This is a genomic window from Streptomyces sp. NBC_01314 (assembly GCF_041435215.1).
Lineage (GTDB): Bacteria > Actinomycetota > Actinomycetes > Streptomycetales > Streptomycetaceae > Streptomyces.
The window spans coordinates 903,514-918,992 of the sequence record NZ_CP108394.1 but is presented as its reverse complement, the minus strand read 5'-3'; the positions used below and the strand labels follow the sequence as shown (position 1 = coordinate 918,992).

The window sequence follows — 15,479 nt, the reverse complement described above, 5'->3', positions numbered from 1 at the left end:
CATCCTCGCCCGCTGACGGTGTCATGGTGATACGTCCGTCGCATGCGGCGAACCCCGTAGCGCTGGGGGAAGCGACCGCCTCTCCCGGACCGGCTGACGCGGTCCGGGAGAGGGAGGGGGCTGTCGACGACGACGGGCAGGGGGTGCTCATCGATCCGAAGGGCTCGACACCGGCTCGACACCGGCTCGACACCGGCTCGACACCGGCTTGATACCGGCTCGAAGCGGGCGGTCATGGAGCGGGCGACCGGCCTTTGCCGGTCGCCCGCGGCTCTACCGGCCCGGCAGGTCCAGGCCCTCCACGGACACCGGATCGGGATTGAACACAGGGTGATAACTCTCCGGCGGTGCGAGGTAGGTGATGGGCAGGCCGCCGGTGTCGATGACGATCTGGTCCACGGCGATCCCGGGGTCGGCCATGAACACCCGCAGGACGTGTACGCCGGGCTCGGTGACGGTCACCGTGGCGGTCAGTTTCTCCATGCCGTCCTCCACGTTGCGGGCCCATGCGTCGCCCCGGTTGCCGGTGGCGATCGCCTGGCCCGACAGGACGGTGACCGGCTGGTCGTCGAGGGCCAGGGCCAGTCGGCGGTGACCACGCTCGTCGAGGGAGGGCAGACGGAAGACGGTGACGGGGAAGGTACCGGTGGTGGCGAAGCGCACCCGGTACCGCAACTCCGCCGCACCGGTGGTGAAGTCCGCGGTGACCGGGACCGCCGTCGACGGCACCGCCTCCACCGCGCCCGTACGGCGGCCGAGCCCTCGCACGGTCCGCCAGTGGCAGCCGCCGCGCGCCACCCGCCGGTCGGTGTGCGCGGCGTCGATCGACACGTATCCGTGGGCCTCGACGAAGCCGCGGGCCCGGCGGCGCGCCCGCCCTCCGTCGTTGCGTACCCGCAACGGCACTTCGACGCTCTGCCCGGCGCCGGTGACGGTGACCGTGGCGTCATGTGTGCCCTCGGGCACGCGCGCCCAGTCGATCTCCACCCACACCCGGGTCTGCTCGGTGAAGGAGCCACCCGCCTCGCTCAGCCGCACCCAGGGATGGCTGGTCTCGGCACCCCAGCCCATCGCCAGGAAGCCGGTGTTGAAGACGTCCACGAAGCGCCGGTCCCGGGTGTAGGACGAGAAGGACAGCGCCCGGTCCGCTCCGGTCTCGTTCCCCTCGGCCGCCACCCCGAGCCCGGAAGTGTCCTGCCGGGCCACCCTGGTGACGCTCGGGCGGCCCGGTGCCTTCGGTATCTGCGACGGGTACGGGTTGACGATGCCGTCCCACTTTCCGCCCGCCACCTCGGTGTTGTACCGCTTGGTGATCGCCACTTCGCCGGCGTGGGCGGCCTCGGCCAGGTCCGCGAAGCGGTTGGTCCCCGCCCCTCGCCCCTGACGCACGGCGAGCGCGTTGCGGTCCGCCCAGTAGTACTTCAGATTCATCAGGTACGCGCCGTGCACCGGGTACTCGATGAGTTCGAAGAAGGCGTCCCGGTAGGTCTCGGGCAGTTCGGCCCCCAGCGCCCGGACCCGGTCCAGCAGCCGGTCGTAGGCTCCCATCCGGCCTCCCGCCTCGTCGCCGTGGTGAACCACGGAGAGCAGCCCGCGAGCGACGAACTCCGGGCGCAGTTCGGCCGCGAGCCGGTAGTACTCGGTGCGGATCGCCGCGATCTCCCGTCCGTGGAGGCGCCCGAACTGCCGCCCGGCCCACTCGGCCAGGAAGTCCTCGACCTCGTCCGCGCCCCAGCGATCCACGTCCCAGGCCATGTCCAGGGAGAAGGACAGCCCGGTCTCGATCGACTTGAGGTCACCGACGTTGAAGATCCACATCCGGTCGGCGCCGTGCTCGTACACCCGGCGCAACTCCTGCCAGACCTTGGCTGGTTGGGTGGTGTCCAGCCAGAGGTAGCTCTTGGGGCGGCCCCAGTAGGAGAGGTGGTAGTAGATGCCGTTGCCGCCCGGGCGGCGGCGCTCGGCCTCGGTGGGCAGTTGCCGCATGTTGCCGTGGTTGTCGTCCGGCCAGATCAGCGTGACGTCGTCGGGAACCTGGACGCCCGCGTTGTACAGATCCAGGACCTCCTTGTACGGGATGAAGATCTGCGGCTGGGCCGCGACGCCGACCTCCTCGGCCAGGATCCGGCGCTGGTCGGCGATGATGTCGTTCATCACCGCGACCTTCTCCGGGACGGTGGTGGCGTGCCGGGTCTCCAGCGCGCTGTCATGCAGTCCGCGCATGCCGAGCGTCCAGCTGCTCTCGTACGTGGCGTTCTGCTGGGCCCGCGCCCGCCAGTAGCCGGAGATGGCATCGGGGTTCACCGTGTAGTCGTAGAGCGGCAGGCTGCCGTCCGTGCCGCGGTGATCCTCCGCCCAGGGCGCCCACTCGTGGACTCCGTTGCGCAGCAGTGCCTCGGGGTGGCTGGAGCCGACGACGATGCCGTAGCGGTCGGCCAGTTCGGGGTTCTGCCGGTGCTTGTTGAAGAAGTCGGAGTACGGGTGCATGGCCGGCCACAGGTAGTTGGCCCTGAGACGCAGCAGCAGCTCGAAGATCCGCTCGTACGTCTCGGGGCCGATGTTCTTGTCCTGTTCCTGGGTGCGGCGGGACCACGTGGTGAGGTTCTGCTCGTCGTTGATGAAGACGCCCCGGTAGCGCACGGACGGCTCCGGGCGCTTGGACATGCCCGCCGGGACCGTCACGGTGTCGCGGCGTACGACGGGCACGTCGGCCCACCAGTACCAAGGTGAGACGCCGATGCGCTCCGAGATGTCGTACATGCCGTAGATCGTGCCGCGCCTGTCACTGCCGGCGATGACCAGGGCGCGATCCACCCCTGGTGCCGGACGGTCCACCACCTGGGTCACCGAGGCCTCCCAACGGCCCTTCACCCGGGAGACGTCCAGGCGTCCCTCGGCGACGAGCCGGTCGACGACCGGACTCGCGCCGATGGTGCCCACCAGGACCAGTCGCGTGGCGTGCTCCGGCAGGGTGTGCCGCAGTTCGGGGCGCACCCCGCTGACCCGTTCGACATCCGCCAGAAGATCGCCGGCCGCGCGGATCACGGCGGCGTCGTCGGCCGCGTCCACGAACACGTCGACCGCGGCGCCGTCCCGCACCAGCGTGAAGTCTCGCCGGTCCGACGCCGCGGCCCGCGCGGCTGTCGGAAGCGCGGCCGGGAGCAGTGGTGCCGCTCCCACGGCCGCCATGCCCCGAAGGAACGACTTACGGCTCCACAACGGCGGTTCGGTGTGCGGCACGAGACGCTCCCTTGTCCGCGCGGGCCGCGTCGACGGTCCTCGTGTGACCGTTGGCGGGCTGAGCGCATGGCTGGCTTGAGAAGAGGTCGAAGTGTGGCGGGTAACACGAAGGTCTGCTGGCATGCTCATGATAGAAAGCGCTTGCCATGGGCTGACCTTAGGCCAGCCTCGGCCGGGACGTCCAGACCGGTGCGGGGGACGCCTGTGGCGATGCCGTCGGCGGTCGCGCCGTCGCGGTGGTGCGATGGTGCGGGTTCACGGCCCCCGGCTGAAAGCCCTTGAGGAGCCCCGGAGGGAGACCAGCCGCCGGAGACCGAAGACGTCTCGTCGCTCGTCCTCGCCGTCCGGTTCCGGCGCCGGTCAGGGCAGATCCAACGACCGGATCGCCGGTCAGGACTGATCCAGCGACCGGATCCTGTGTGGAGGGCTGCCGGCTACTGCTCGCCCAGACCGGTGGCGCGTTGATCCACCTCGATGTCCGAACGCCGTACACCGGTGAACCGTGTGGGCCGGAAGGCCCCCAGGAGGTCCTGTTCCTGATCGGTCGTGATCTCGGCCGCGACCAGGCGTCCCAGCACCGGTGCCAGGGTGACCCCGCTGTGCGAGACGAGGCAGTAGACACGGGACCGCGCGGAGGCGTAGCCGGCGACGGTGTGGCCGTCCGCAGGAAGTGACCGGAAGCCGATGCGCAGGTCGATCTTCGGTGCCCGGCGAGGGCCGGGCAGCAGTGCGGAGAAGCGTCGGGCGAGGGTGCCCGCCATGTCCCCGTCCGCGGACGGAGGGTCGGCGGGATCGGCGTCGGCGTTCAGATCGAGCGCCTGCAGGACTGTGTGCCCGTCCGCCGCGGGGCGGAGGTTGAGGCCGGGGGTGTGGATCACGCAGCGCAGGTCGAGTACGGGCGACCGGGCGTATCCGAGCAGGCCGACGGTCTGCGCTCCGCGACCGATGTCCGTCACCATGGGAACGTCGATCCCTGCCCGTGCGGCGAGCCGTTGTGTCCAGCGGCCTGCCGCCAGGACGACTCGATCGCCCGTGCACACCCGGCCTCCGACCAGGGTGACGGCCACTCCCTCCGGTCCGTCGTCGATGGCCTCGACCTCGCCGATCGTGCACGTGGCTCCATGCCGCTCGGCATCCGTCAGCAGGTTCTTGACGAAGCGGTCTGGCAGAACGTATCCCTCGCTGGGGAAGTGCGCGATGGACGTGACGGTGGCCGGGATGCGGAGGTCGCCGGCGATCCGTGCCGCTTCGTCGGCCGTGACCCACTCCGCGGGGTAGCCGAGGGTCTGCAGTCGTTCCACGTTCGCGGCGAGCCGCTGCTCGTTCGCGGCGTCCGCCCACTGCAGTGCCCCGCTGGGGAAGTAGGACGGCGCGCCGCGCAGTTGCCCGGCGAGCCTGGCGTGTTCCTCCATGCCCGCGAGGTTCAGCCGGTGGTAGTCAGGGTCGGGCTTGCGGCTGGAGTTGGTCCAGGCGAACGTGGTCGCGGTCGTGCCGGTGCCGGGTCCTCGCTGGTCGAGCAGGAGGACGTCTTCGCCGGCGACGGCAAGGTGCCTCGCGACACTCACGCCCAGCACGCCGGCACCGATGACGATGACCTTCATGGGCTGCGATCCTTTCTGTCTGGAAACGGCACGCGCTGCTCACATGGCCGGGACCGGAAGCTCCAAGAAGAACTCGGCGGTTCCCGGACGGACGAGGGTCGTGACCACCTCGACAGTGCTTCCGTCATCGACACGCAACTCCCTGCGCCTCATCAGCGCGGGCGTGCCGATCTCGCAGTGCAGCAGTGCGGCGTCGTGTTCGCCGAGGGTCACCGGGTCGAGGTAGAGCCGGATCGCGTCGATCGGTACGCCTCTGCGCTGCAGATACGGGAGGGTGACGAGGTTTTCGAGTTTCTCGTTCAGCAGGTCGGGGGCGGCTGAGAAGAGAACGACGTGCCGCTCGACGGACTGTGGCTCCTCGCGCACGTCGAGTTTGCGGCGGACCAGTTCCACCACGGCTGTGTCGGCGGCGGCACCGGGGAGGTTCAGGATGGCGTCGGCGGCCCTGACGATCCGTGCGGAAACGACTTCGTGTCTGCCCGGTGTGCCCTTTGCGGCTACCGAGGGGGTGACGAAGTTGAGCAGGTTGATCTGCCGCGTCACGTCGGCGACGAATGTTCCGTGGCGCCGCCGACGGATCGCCAGTCCTGCCTCTGCGAGGTCGTTGAGGACGCGTTGGGCCGTGGCGCGGCTGACGCCGTACTGGGTGGTGAGGTCCTTCTCGGTCGGCAGTCGCGCGCCGGGAAGCAGCTCCCCGGCGCGGATCCTCGCTTCGATCTCTCGCCTGATCTGTACGTACAGCGGCACGGTCATGTGTGGTCCATGCGTTCAGTGGACTGGCGGGCTCGGCATGTCGCCTCCCCGCCATTAGACCGTACAATTAATCAATTGACCGGTCAATTGCCCGGGCCGTCATCGGTCACGACCACGACCACGATCGCGGCCGCGGTCTCCGCTCGCTCGGTTGCTCCGTCGGTGGAGGTGACTCGCACTGTCTCCGAAGACGGGACGGGCCGGGTGCCCGCGGCGCCGCTTCACCGATCACGCAGGCCGGCGCCCGACAGACCCGCGACGACCTGGCGCGGGCTTACGGGGGTCCCGGAGGCAAAGCCCTGCCCGGATGGGCCGCCGACCACCCTGCTGCCGGGGGAGGGGTGCCGTGAAGGGCCGACGGCGGTTCGCCCCGTTCCGGAGCGCGCGGGCGGACCTGACGTCACTCGCGCCCTCGCTGTGGTGCTCATGCTCCCCACCTGCTGATGACCGGATCGGTCCGCTGCCGGACCCGATGCGGCCTGTCGCCACCCTGCCCCCGAGGCTCAGGCTTGGGGCATGACCCGAGCACTGATCGTCATCGATGTCCAGGAATCGTTCCGGGCCGGTCCGCTGTGGGCAACCACCTCGGACCTGAAGATCGCCGACAAGGTGAACCGCCTGGTCCGGCTCTCCCGTCAGGCCGGGGACCTGGTGGTGTGGGTACTCCACTCCGAGCCCGGCACCGGCGATGTCTTCGACCCGGACCTCGGCCATGTTCGGCTGATGGAGGAACTGGAGCGAGCGGATGGGGAGCCACTGATCCACAAGACCTCGCACAACGCCTTCACCACCACCAACCTGCAGCAACTCCTCACCGAGCGCGGTATCCGCGAGCTCACCGTCTGTGGCATCCGCACCGAGCAGTGCGTGGAGACCACCACCCGAGTCGCCGGCGACCTCGGCTACCAGGTCACCCTCGTCATCGACGCGACCGCGACCAATCCCATCCCGCACCGCGACGCGCCCGCCGACCAGAGCATCGACGAGCTGCTGGCCGACTCCCGCACGATGCCTGCCGAAGAGATCATCAGGCGCACCGAGTACGCCCTCGCCGGACGCTTCGCCACCATCGCGACCGTCGACCAGCTGGAGGCCACCGCGGAGCTTCGGGCATGATGACCGAATCGTGAGCCACATCGTCTTCTTCCTGGTGCCCGGGGTCCACTTGCTGGACCTGGCCGGTCCCGCGCAGGTCTTCTCCACGGCCGCCGACTTCGGGCACCCCTACACGCTCGCCTACGTCGCCGAACAGCCACAGGTCCGCACCGCCCAAGGGCTGCCGCTGGTGGCCGGCCTCGACTGGCCCGAACTCGGCGCCGAGGATCTCGTCGTCGTGCCCGGCTGGCGGACAGGCACCCTCGCCGACGGCCCCGCCGTAAGCGCCGCCTCCCTCCAGGTCCTCCGGGACCACCACGCCAGAGGCGGGACGGTGGCCAGCGTCTGCGCCGGGGCCGAGGCGCTCGGCCGGGCCGGCCTGCTCGACGGCCGCCACTGCACCACCCACCACGACGTGCAGGACGAACTCGCCCTGCGCCACCCCAGGGCGATGGTCGTCCGGGACGTCCTGTTCACCGTCGACGACCGGGTGATCACCTCGGCGGGCATCGCCAGCGGCATCGATCTGGCCCTGTACCTGGTCGCGACACGGCACGGCCCGGCGGTCGCCGCCCAGGTGGCCCGGGACATGGTCGTGTACGCCCGCCGGAACGGCCACGAACCGCAGTCCAGCGCGATGCTCCGGTACCGGTCGCACCTCGACGACACCGTGCATCGCGCCCAGGACCTCATCGACGCCCGCTTCGACCAACCGCTTCCCCTGCCCACCCTGGCCTCAGCGGTCGGCGTGAGCGAACGTACCCTCACCCGCCTCTTCAGCCGCGCCACCGGGCTCACCCCGCTGCGCTACCAACAGACCCTCCGCCTCGAACGCGCCCAGCACTTCATCGCCCACGGCGCGACCATCGACGCGGCCGCCCGCTCCGTCGGTTTCGAGGACCCCCGCATGCTGCGCCGCCTCCGCGCCCGTCAGTAGTCAGCCGGTGAGGGCCTACTGCCAGGGGAGGGCAGGGCTCTTCGCTTCGCCCTCCCCCGGAAGGAGGTCAGGCGGATTCGGTGGGGAGGTCCGCCTCCACCCAGTCCTGGATGCCTTCGCGGTACTTGCGGACGTCGGTGTAGCCGAGAGCGGTGAGCCGGTCGGCGACCTGTCCACTGTTGGGGCACGCCGGGTTGGAACAGTAGGTGACGATCGCGGCGTCGCGGTCGGGGAGAAGGGCGGATGCCCGGGCGTCGATGTCGGCCAGGACCAGCGTGAGCGCGCCGGGCAGGTGCTGCTTGGCGTAGTACTCGCCGCCCAGCGTGTCGACGACGGTCACGGTGCCGGCATCGATCGCCGTCCGCAGGTCGTCTCGTGTGATGAGTGCCGTCATGCCACTACCTTTCAAGGATCGGACTATAGTCCGGTTGTGGCTCACGACAATAACGGACTGCAGTCCGATTCTGCAATGCTGCTGGAGCTCCTGCGCACCCCGCCCCCGAAGGAGCAGGCGCGCTCGGCACGTAACCGTGCCGCCGTGCTGGAAGCTGCCGCTCGGCTGTTCGCCGAGCACGGGGTGGAAGCGGTCTCCATGGATCAGGTGGCCGAAGCTGCGGGCGTCGGCAAGGGCACCCTGTACCGCCGCTTCGGCGACAAGTCCGGGCTGGCCGCCGCACTCCTGGACGCCCGGGAGCGCGTACTCCAGGAGGCGATCCTGTTCGGACCGCCACCGCTCGGCCCCGGGGCCGCCGCCACCGAACGACTCGGCGCCTTCGTCGACGCCTATTTCGACTACCTGCTGGAAAACCTGACGCTCATCCGCACCTCGGAGACCGCTGCCGTCGGGGCCCGGTACCGGATCGGCGCCTACCGGTTCTGGCGCCGCCACACGGCGATCCTGCTGCAGGGCACACCCGACCCCGAGCACACCGCCCACGCCCTGCTCGCCGCCCTCGCCGCCGAACACGTAGCCGCACTCCTACCGGAACTCGGTGAACAACGGATACGAGCCGGCCTCATCCGCCTGGCCCGCTCCGCGACGCGACTCCCCAACCCGTAGGGCAAGGATCCGACCGCGACATACCCACACATGCCCGCACGAACTGGAACGGACAGTTGAGTGTCGGACCGGTGACCCGGCACAACCTGCGCGAAGTCACGGCCGAATTCCCGCTGGGCGTGTTCACCAGGTCACCGAGGTCACCGAGGTCACCGGGGTGTCCGGATCCGGGAAGTCCACGCTCATCGGTGAGTTCAGCGAGGACCTGGCGGGCGTGGGACGGCTGGTGTCGGTCGACCAGAAGCCCATCGGCCGCACCCGGCGCTCGAACCTGGCGACGTACACCGGTCTCTTCGACGTCGTGCGCGCGGGTGTTCGGGCGCGGACGGGGCGTGCGAGCGCGGTTGTGGCGCCGGGCGGTTCTTCTTCAATGTGGCGGGCGGGCGCTGCGAGACCTGCCAGGGCGAGGGCTTCGTGAGCGTGGAACCGCTGTTCCTGCCGAACACGTACGCGCCCTGCCCACAGCGCGGCGGCTCCCGCTACAACCCCGACACGCTGGAGGGGGCCTACCGGGGGTGCACCATCGCGCGAGTGTTGGACCTGACGGTCGAGGCGGCGGCGGGGGCGTCGGCCGAGGTGGCTCAAGCGGAGGGGAGCGCGACCGGCCGGACCGGACCTGGCGCGGACGATCGCGCTCACACATGGAGCGCGTGTCCCACGTGGTGAGGCAGACCTCGTCGGCCTGCCCAGGGCACGCGAGTGGTCAGTAGGTGAGTGCGTCCTCGGCGGTGCCGAAGAAGGTGGTGACCTGGCCGTCGTTGACCGTCACGGGGCCGCCGCTGATCGTCACGGTCGTCGGGCTCTCGGAGGCGGTGAGTGCGACTTCCACCTTGTCGGCGCTCTTGCCGCCCGCGGTGTCGGCGCGGGAGAACAGGATCCCGGCGTAGGCGCTCTCGCCGGCCTCCATGATCCAGTCCTTGCCCTCGGGGCCCATGTGCTCGGCGGCGCCGTCGAGCCCCGGAATCGTGAGCACCAGCTCGTTCGCCGGCAGCAGACAGGGGTCGCCACTCTTGTTCGTCGCGGTCAGCAGGGCGTGGTTGACGGGCTTGGACGCGACAGTGACCTTGTAGCTCAAGTCGGTCGTCTCGCACATGCCAACGCCGCCGTCCTGACCGTCGTCCACCCCGGGCTCCGAGGATGGCGGGGTGCTCTCGGGGCTGTCGGACGAGTCCCCGCTGTCGCTGCCACCGTCGCCCGGGCCGGCCGTCGGGTCGGCGTCCTTGCCACTGTCCGCGACGGACGGGCTCGCTGTCGCGCTCGGGGTGGACCCGTCCTTCTCCGCGTCCTCGGCGTCGCCCTTGCAGGCGCTCAGCGCCATGATGCCGAGCGAGAGGACGGCGAGCGCGGCGGTCGTGCGGAGTGAACGAGCTGTGTAAGCCATGAGAAGCCCCCCGGGAATCGGAATGTCCGGGTGATCGTGCCGCACACAAGGGGTGCTGCGACCCGCTGACATCGAGAGAGAACCATATTCGAACGGATTTGTGACACTGTGACCGTGGTTGTGGCGGAGCGGTCATACCCCGGTAGGGGGGCGCGATGTTGTCCCGATCGATACGTCCGCGCGCTGTTCGCGCTGCCGCGCGCCCTGTGGCGGTCGGGTGTGGATCGTCAGACTGTCATCTCCCGGCTCACGGCTCCTGGCTCTCGGCTCACGGTGATCGGAGCCGGTTCGGCACGGGGGCACGGGTCTCCCGGCCTTGCTGCGTCCGTGGCCCCGCCCCGACCGTCGGTCATGGCCCGGCAGACGGCGTGGCTGCCTTCGGGGACATCGACGGACGGGTGAGGGTGCAGCGTGGTGGAGCCGCTTCGGCATGGTACGGATCCTGGGCGCGTCGGCCCGTTCGAGCTGATGGGCCGTCTGGGCTCGGGCGGCATGGGCAGCGTGTACCTCGCCCGCCGCACCGGTGGCGGTCTGCTCGTGGCGCTCAAGACGATCCGGGCCGAGCTCTCAGCCGAACCCGGTTACCGCGAACGCTTCGCCCGTGAGATCGAGATCGCTCGCGCGGTCCGCAGTCCGCACACCGCGCAGCTCATCGACTTCGACGCCGAGGCGGACGTGCCCTGGCTGGCGACGGAACTCGTCCACGGCCCGAACCTCGCAGACGTACTGGCCTCGCACGGCCGGTTGCCCGACGGCAGCGTCCGTGTCCTGGCAGCCAGCCTGGCGGAGGCGCTGACGGCGATTCACGCCGCCGGCATCGTGCATCGCGATGTGAAGCCGTCCAACATCATCCTTGCCGAGACCGGACCACGCCTGGTCGACTTCGGGGTCGCACGGCCTGTGGGACAGGTCGGGCTGACCTCGACGGGGCAGTTCGTCGGCAGTGTCGTCTACGCCTCCCCGGAGCAGTTGCTCGCCCAACCGATCGGTCCGCAGAGCGACATGTTCTCTCTCGGAGTCGTGCTCGCCGAGGCTTCGGGCAAGGCGGTACTCTCCGCGCAGGGTGCCCCGCTCGCAGCCGAATCAGCAGACGGCCGGATCCCGTCCCTGTCGTCCCTGTCCCCGGATCTGGGGGCGATCGTGCGGAAGTGCCTCACGCGAGACCCGGACGGCCGACCGTCACCGACCGAAGTCCCCGGCATGCTGACTGAACTGCCGCGTCCCGACGGCCGAGGCACCTACCGGTGGCTACCGGACTCCGTCGCCCGTTCGGTGCGCCGCAGTTCGGAGGGCCTGCTGGCCGTCACCCATCCGCCGACCGCGCTCGACCCGCGGTCCGCGGGCGCTCACCAGCGGCCGACGGCGACCGCGCACGTGCCCTTCGGAGGTCCGGCGGCCGCACACGCCCCCACCAGCCCGATCGGCCCTCTGAGAAGTCCTGTTCACGCGCCTGCCTCCGGTAGGAGGCTCGCTCTCACCGTCGCCCTGGTGCTGGCGGCGAGTCTGCTCGTCGTGGCGGGTGTGTCGCTGGCCGGACCGGACAGCGGGTCCGAGTCCCAGGACGGGCTACCGGACTCCGCGCCCAGCACGACGGTCACGGCCTCGGCCGAGCCGTTCGGTGACGGGAAGCCGTCGAGCAGGACCACCCCGCCCCGGGACACCGACACCCTCGCGGGCACACCGGCGGAGCCGGCCCGGGCTCCGTCGGCCGCGGCACCCGAACCGCCCACGTTCACGGCGGCGACACTGGGCGTGTCCCGCTACCAGCACCCGGGGTACTCGGCCACGGTGACCGCTGTGCGGGCGGACGGCCATCAGTTGACCGTCGCGCTGCGGGCGAGAGGCGAGGCAGACCTCCGCGCGGCGGACACCACCTGTCTCGTGGTGAGGGGGCCGGACGGGACGTTCACGGTGCGTCCGACCGCGTGGGACGCCGAGACGGCCCGGCCCGGCGCTTTCGACGGAACGCTCACCTTCCCGCTGCTCGTATCGGGGAGATACGTTCTGCGCTACTCCTGCCGGAACGACTACTCGGACGCCGACTTGGGCACCGCGACCGTTCCCCACCTCGGCATTTCCCGCTACAGCGACGAGTTCTTCGCCGTCGTCCTCTCCGCGGACCGCACGTCCAGCGGCTTGCAGCTGGTGTTCGCTTCGGCCGGAGATCCGACCCTGCGAAGCCCTCGGACGTCGTGCCTGAATCAGGGCGGAGCGCAGGAGTACCCGCGGGACGTCCGGCTTGACCGCAGCGACACGACGCTCAACCACTTCCATTACGGCGTCATGAACTTCCCCGCCAGTGCGGCGGGCAGCAGCTTCACCTATTCGTGCGCCGACGACTACAGCGCCGTACCCCTGCCGTGAGGAGTGGGGAAAGTGTCGTGCCTGCCTGTCGGCCGAGGCACGGTCGGCACTCAGAGCGACTGTTCACTTCACGGGCAGGGGGTGCCGTAGCGGAGCGGCATCCCCTGCCCGTTCGCGCGGACGTGCCTGGAGTCCAGGTCCAGGTCCGGAGGCGGGGTGTGGAGCGCGGTGCGGGCCTTAGAACTGCAGACTCCAGGAGGTCAGCGTTCCCCCGTAGAAGAGGCTTCGGTCCGTTACGCGCAGCACCCAGGTGCCGGCTGCGGCCTCAGCGGAGGCGTTCAGGACGTAGGTGGCGTTGACGTTCTGGTCGCTGCCTCCTGTGCTGCGCGCCTTGAGGTCGTATACGGTGCCGTCCGGCGCGATCAGTTTGATCTCCAGGTCGGCGACGAAGGTGTGCTGGATGGCCACCGGGATCTGGAGGAGTGATGGCGCGTTGCCCGTGACCCCGGTGACGGTGATCGGCGAGTCGACGGTGGCGAAGTCCCTGATCGCGTGGTCGGTGGGGTTCTCGAAGCGCGGCCCGGCGGGCGGAGCGACGGCGGTGCCGGGGCCGACGCGCAGGAGCCGGTTGGGGGAGCCGGAGCCCGGACCGGTGACCACACCGGTGGTGGCGGAGCCGACCAGTGCGCTCTGTACCTCGGCCGGGGTGGCGGCGGGGTGGTCCGCCAGATAGAGGGCGGCGGCTCCGGCGACATGCGGTGATGCCATCGATGTGCCGGAGAGCGAGTTGGCCGCGCTGTCGCTGGTCGGCCAGTCGGAGACGACGGCGGAGCCGGGAGCGAACAGGTCGAGGGCGCTGCCGTAGTTGGAGTAGGAGGCCCTGGCGTCGGTGTTGGTGGTGGCGCCGACGGTGACGGCCTCGGCGATGCGGGCGGGGGAGCCGTTGGCGGCGTCCCTCGAGTCGTTGCCGGCGGCCACGGCGTAGCTCACGCCGGAGGCGATGGAGTTGCGTATCGCGGTGTCCATCGCGACGTCCCCGGGACCGACGATGCTCATGTTGGCGACGGCCGGCTTGACGGCGTTGGCCGTCACCCAGTCGATGCCTGCGACGATCTGCGCGGTCGAGCCCGACCCCTGGTTGTTGAGCACCCGCACAGCGACGACCTTCGCCTTCTTGGCGACGCCGTACACGGTGCCCGCGAGTGTTCCGGCTACGTGGGTACCGTGGCCGTGGCCGTCCTGGGCGATGTTGTCCTTGTCGATGGCGTCGTAGCCGTCGAACGCGCGCCCGCCGAAGTCGGCGTGGCTGACGCGGACCCCGGTGTCCAGGACGTACGCCGTGACACCCTCTCCTTCGGTGTCGTCGCGGGTGTAGCCCCGGTCCAGCGGGACGGCCGCCTGGTCGATGCGGTCCAGGCCCCAGGAAGGCGGGTTGGGCTGGGTCGTGGCGATCGTGAAGGTCCGGTTCTGCACCACGGCCTCGACATCCGGGTCGGCGGCCAGCTTCGTGGCCTGCGCCTCGGAGAGCCCGACGGCGTAGCCGTTGAGCGCGGCCGTGTACGTCCTCTCGATCCTGGCGCCGTACTCCTCGGCGACGGCCCTGCCCTTGGCGGACGCGGAGAGGGCGGCGTCCTTGTCGAGGACGACGAGGTAGCTGCCGGCGATCGCGCCTTGGGCCCCGGCGCCCTGGATGATGCCGGTGGGTGCGTCGGCGGCGGTGGCGGGGCCCGTGCCGAGAGCGGCCAGGGCGAGCGCCGTCGCGGCGACCAGACCGACGCGGGCCGGCCTGCGCTCCGTCGGTTTCGCCGCTCTCCTCGTACGTCTCACTAACATGCACTCAACTCCTCATGCCCATGACAATCTCGAATAACGTTTCCAAAGACTGACGTACGGTCACCTGCCGCACAAGGGCGCCCGGAGATGGCTTTGCCGAGGAGTGACACAGGCCCGCAGGACTTGTCCGCACCGCGTGTGGTGGTCCGGTCTCAGTGCTTCGACGAAGGGAAGGGCGATCGCCTCCGGGGCTTGCTCGCACCAGAGGGGTGACGGACCTCGTGCATGACGGATGCGGCGGCGGTCACCCCGGCCGCGCGAGATCGACCGGGCGGGATACCTCCCCGCACCGTCACCTGACCGCGCCGATTCCACCCGGCGCCTCGCACCCGCACGGCGCGAAAGAAGGCGACCCGGACGAGGATCACGGGCCGTGACGGCACCCACGTGGATGCCGCACGCTGCACCCAGCCCCAGCCCCAGCCCCAGCCCCAGCCCCAGCCCTCAAGGGCCCGCGATGCGACGGATACGACGGATACGACGGACACGACCGCGTCGGCATCCGGGACTCGAATCGCGACGGCCGATCACGTACGACGGTCGAAAGGAGGGGTTGGCGGGCGGGTGCCGGGGCTGTCGGGTCGGTAGGTGTGATCTGGATGATGGTGAGTGCGGCGGGCTTCCTTCATCTCAGCCTCGTACAGGTGGGCGCGTCCTTCGGCGAGCTCATCCACCGCGTCGCGCTCCAGGCTTTTGAACGTCTGGTAGTAGGTCTGGTCGTAGGCCTCGACGATCTGGAACGTCCAGTGGCCCGGAATGACGTTGCGTCCCAGGACTTCTGATTCGATGCGGCGGGCCCACTCCTCGTGGCCCGCCTCGCGGAGCAGGGACGTGGCCCGGTCCAGCTCCAGATCCGCCGTTCCGGTCAACTGGTGGAAGGAGAACAAGTGCCCTCGGGCACGCTCTGTGGTCTCCAGCGCCTTGGACAACGAACCGAGCGCCTCGACCGTTGTGTCGTTGAGGCCTTCGGGACGCGCATGCGACCTGTCGGGCACCTCAGCTCCCTCGTGCGGGCGTTTCATGGTCGGCCGGCCCCTTTCGCATGTGACAGGTGTGGCAACCGCCGGGCACGCTCGGAGAGGCCAAATCGGGAGCGGCCAAGCCGAGAAATGGCACGGTGGCTGTGCCCTGACATGCACGGCCCGGGGCGCCCTGACCGACGTCGTTCCTGGCGGGTGCCCACCGGTGGACCGCCCATGCGGCACGGGAACGGCAGCTCAGCGTGATCCACGGTGCCGAACGCCGGTCAGGCGAACAAGTACGGAACGCGGCCTG

11 protein-coding genes and 1 pseudogene are annotated in these 15,479 nt (G+C 70.1%); 5 read left to right on the top strand and 7 right to left on the bottom strand.

The window, feature by feature from the left end; genetic code table 11:
• Positions 1–273 precede the first annotated feature (273 nt).
• The 3 genes from OG622_RS04160 to OG622_RS04150 all read right to left on the bottom strand — a co-directional run bounded on the left by OG622_RS04160 (position 274) and on the right by OG622_RS04150 (position 5,594).
• Positions 274–3,189 carry a glycosyl hydrolase 115 family protein gene (locus OG622_RS04160; protein ID WP_371583994.1) on the bottom strand — a complete coding sequence of 972 codons (2,916 nt, stop codon included), beginning with the start codon at positions 3,187–3,189 and terminating at the stop codon, positions 274–276.
• Positions 3,190–3,674: 485 nt separating this feature from the next.
• A complete protein-coding gene (locus tag OG622_RS04155; protein ID WP_371573387.1) occupies positions 3,675–4,841 on the bottom strand; it encodes an NAD(P)/FAD-dependent oxidoreductase in 1,167 nt (388 codons plus the stop codon).
• A 39-nt stretch (positions 4,842–4,880) separates the two neighbouring features.
• Positions 4,881–5,594: a GntR family transcriptional regulator gene (locus OG622_RS04150; RefSeq protein WP_371573385.1), complete on the bottom strand. Its 714-nt coding sequence runs from the start codon at positions 5,592–5,594 to the stop codon at positions 4,881–4,883.
• Positions 5,595–6,110: 516 nt separating this feature from the next.
• Between OG622_RS04150 and OG622_RS04145 the strand changes: the two genes are divergently transcribed.
• Together OG622_RS04145 and OG622_RS04140 are read left to right on the top strand one after the other, a co-directional pair.
• Positions 6,111–6,710 carry an isochorismatase family protein gene (locus OG622_RS04145; RefSeq protein WP_371573383.1) on the top strand — a complete coding sequence of 200 codons (600 nt, stop codon included), beginning with the start codon at positions 6,111–6,113 and terminating at the stop codon, positions 6,708–6,710.
• 10 nt (positions 6,711–6,720) lie between these two features.
• Positions 6,721–7,626 carry a GlxA family transcriptional regulator gene (locus tag OG622_RS04140; RefSeq protein ID WP_371573380.1) on the top strand — a complete coding sequence of 302 codons (906 nt, stop codon included), beginning with the start codon at positions 6,721–6,723 and terminating at the stop codon, positions 7,624–7,626.
• Between the two features lie 67 nt (positions 7,627–7,693).
• Here the strand turns inward: OG622_RS04140 and OG622_RS04135 are convergent, their stop codons facing one another.
• Positions 7,694–8,020 (bottom strand): rhodanese-like domain-containing protein, encoded by a 327-nt coding sequence (locus OG622_RS04135; RefSeq protein WP_371573378.1) that lies wholly within the window; start codon positions 8,018–8,020, stop codon positions 7,694–7,696.
• A gap of 36 nt (positions 8,021–8,056) precedes the next feature.
• Here OG622_RS04135 and OG622_RS04130 point away from each other — a divergent pair, with 36 nt between their 5' ends.
• Positions 8,057–8,686, top strand: a complete 630-nt coding sequence (locus tag OG622_RS04130; RefSeq protein WP_371573377.1) for a TetR/AcrR family transcriptional regulator — start codon at positions 8,057–8,059, stop codon at positions 8,684–8,686.
• A gap of 50 nt (positions 8,687–8,736) precedes the next feature.
• A pseudogene (locus OG622_RS04125) lies at positions 8,737–9,262 on the top strand (ABC transporter); the annotation flags it as partial.
• 127 nt (positions 9,263–9,389) lie between these two features.
• On the opposite strand, the gene OG622_RS04120 reads toward OG622_RS04125, so the two are convergent.
• Complete coding sequence (locus OG622_RS04120; RefSeq protein ID WP_371573374.1) at positions 9,390–10,067, bottom strand: DUF4232 domain-containing protein; 678 nt, start codon at positions 10,065–10,067, stop codon at positions 9,390–9,392.
• 411 nt (positions 10,068–10,478) lie between these two features.
• Between OG622_RS04120 and OG622_RS04115 the strand changes: the two genes are divergently transcribed.
• Positions 10,479–12,431: a serine/threonine-protein kinase gene (locus OG622_RS04115; protein ID WP_371573372.1), complete on the top strand. Its 1,953-nt coding sequence runs from the start codon at positions 10,479–10,481 to the stop codon at positions 12,429–12,431.
• Between the two features lie 177 nt (positions 12,432–12,608).
• Here OG622_RS04115 and OG622_RS04110 read toward each other — a convergent pair whose 3' ends face one another.
• Positions 12,609–14,204, bottom strand: coding sequence for a S8 family serine peptidase (locus OG622_RS04110; protein ID WP_371573370.1), 1,596 nt, complete (start codon positions 14,202–14,204; stop codon positions 12,609–12,611).
• Positions 14,205–14,731: 527 nt separating this feature from the next.
• Positions 14,732–15,226 carry a hypothetical protein gene (locus OG622_RS04105; RefSeq protein ID WP_371573368.1) on the bottom strand — a complete coding sequence of 165 codons (495 nt, stop codon included), beginning with the start codon at positions 15,224–15,226 and terminating at the stop codon, positions 14,732–14,734.
• Positions 15,227–15,479 lie beyond the last annotated feature (253 nt).

What these genes read in the sequence shown, in the direction of transcription:
- OG622_RS04160 (WP_371583994.1), bottom strand. Translation starts at nt 3,189, where the DNA reads ATGGCGGCCGTGGGAGCGGCACCACTGCTCCCGGCCGCGCTTCCGACA.
- OG622_RS04155 (WP_371573387.1), bottom strand. Translation starts at nt 4,841, where the DNA reads ATGAAGGTCATCGTCATCGGTGCCGGCGTGCTGGGCGTGAGTGTCGCG.
- OG622_RS04150 (WP_371573385.1), bottom strand. Translation starts at nt 5,594, where the DNA reads ATGACCGTGCCGCTGTACGTACAGATCAGGCGAGAGATCGAAGCGAGG.
- OG622_RS04145 (WP_371573383.1), top strand. Translation starts at nt 6,111, where the DNA reads ATGACCCGAGCACTGATCGTCATCGATGTCCAGGAATCGTTCCGGGCC.
- OG622_RS04135 (WP_371573378.1), bottom strand. Translation starts at nt 8,020, where the DNA reads ATGACGGCACTCATCACACGAGACGACCTGCGGACGGCGATCGATGCC.
- OG622_RS04120 (WP_371573374.1), bottom strand. Translation starts at nt 10,067, where the DNA reads ATGGCTTACACAGCTCGTTCACTCCGCACGACCGCCGCGCTCGCCGTC.
- OG622_RS04110 (WP_371573370.1), bottom strand. Translation starts at nt 14,204, where the DNA reads ATGTTAGTGAGACGTACGAGGAGAGCGGCGAAACCGACGGAGCGCAGG.
- OG622_RS04105 (WP_371573368.1), bottom strand. Translation starts at nt 15,226, where the DNA reads ATGAAACGCCCGCACGAGGGAGCTGAGGTGCCCGACAGGTCGCATGCG.